Source organism: Verminephrobacter aporrectodeae subsp. tuberculatae At4, from assembly GCF_000193225.1.
Taxonomy (GTDB): Bacteria; Pseudomonadota; Gammaproteobacteria; order Burkholderiales; family Burkholderiaceae_C; genus Acidovorax; species Acidovorax aporrectodeae.
In genome coordinates, this window is sequence record NZ_AFAL01000848.1 from 1 (window position 1) to 998 (window position 998).

General features: G+C 65.3%; 1 protein-coding gene. It reads left to right on the plus strand.

Annotated elements, in window-relative coordinates; translation table 11 throughout:
- Positions 1–998 (plus strand): SwmB domain-containing protein (locus VTU_RS29585; RefSeq protein WP_010109006.1); only part of this gene is annotated, 998 nt, incomplete at both ends.

The window sequence follows — 998 nt, forward strand, 5'->3', positions numbered from 1 at the left end:
AACCCATACGGCACCCGCCACGGCCTTTACGGTCAACAGCGCCAATGGCGTAGCCATCACCGTGAACAACGTCACGGTGAACGCAACGTCCAAGACCGTCACCCTGACACTTAGCCGCGCCGTGGACAGGAACGAGGTGGTGACCGTCAACTACACCCGCCCCGCAGCCGACGACAACAACGTGCTCCAGGACGCAGCCGGCAACGACGCAGCCAACCTCACAGACCAAGCGGTGACCAACGAATCCTCAGCCGACACCACGGCCCCCGTGTTCAGCACCGCCACGGTCAGCGGCAACTCCCTCACGCTCACCTACACCGAGGCCAGCATCCTGGGCCTGGACGCAACCAATACGGCCCGCGCTGCGGCCTTTGCGGTGAGCAGCAGCAGTGGCCTGGCCATCACCGTGAACGGCGTCACGGTGAACGCCGCGGACAAGACCGTCACCCTGGCGCTTAGCCGCGCCGTGGACAGGAACGAGGTGGTGAGCGTCAACTACACCAAACCCGCGACCGGCAACAACGTGCTCCAGGACGCTGCCGGCAACGACGCAGCCAACCTCACGAGCCAGGCGGTGACGAACAACACCACAGCCGACGAGACGGCCCCCGTGTTCAGCAGCGCCGCGGTGAATGGACAGACTCTGGTGCTCAGCTACGACGACGCAAGTGTCCTGGGCCTGGATGCAACCCATACGGCACCCGCCGCGGCCTATACGGTGAGCAGCACCAGTGGCGTAGCCATCACCGTCGACAGGATCACGGTGAATGCCGCGGCCAAGACCGTCACCCTGGCGCTCAGCCGTGCCGTGGACAGGATCGAGACGCTGAGCGTCAGCTACACCAAGCCCACGACCGGCAATGACGTGCTGCAGGACGCAGCCGGCAACGACGCGGCCAACCTCACGAGCCAGGCGGTGACGAACAACACCACAGCCGACAACACGGCCCCCGTGTTCAGCACCGCCACCGTCAACGGGCAGACTCTGGTGCTCAGCT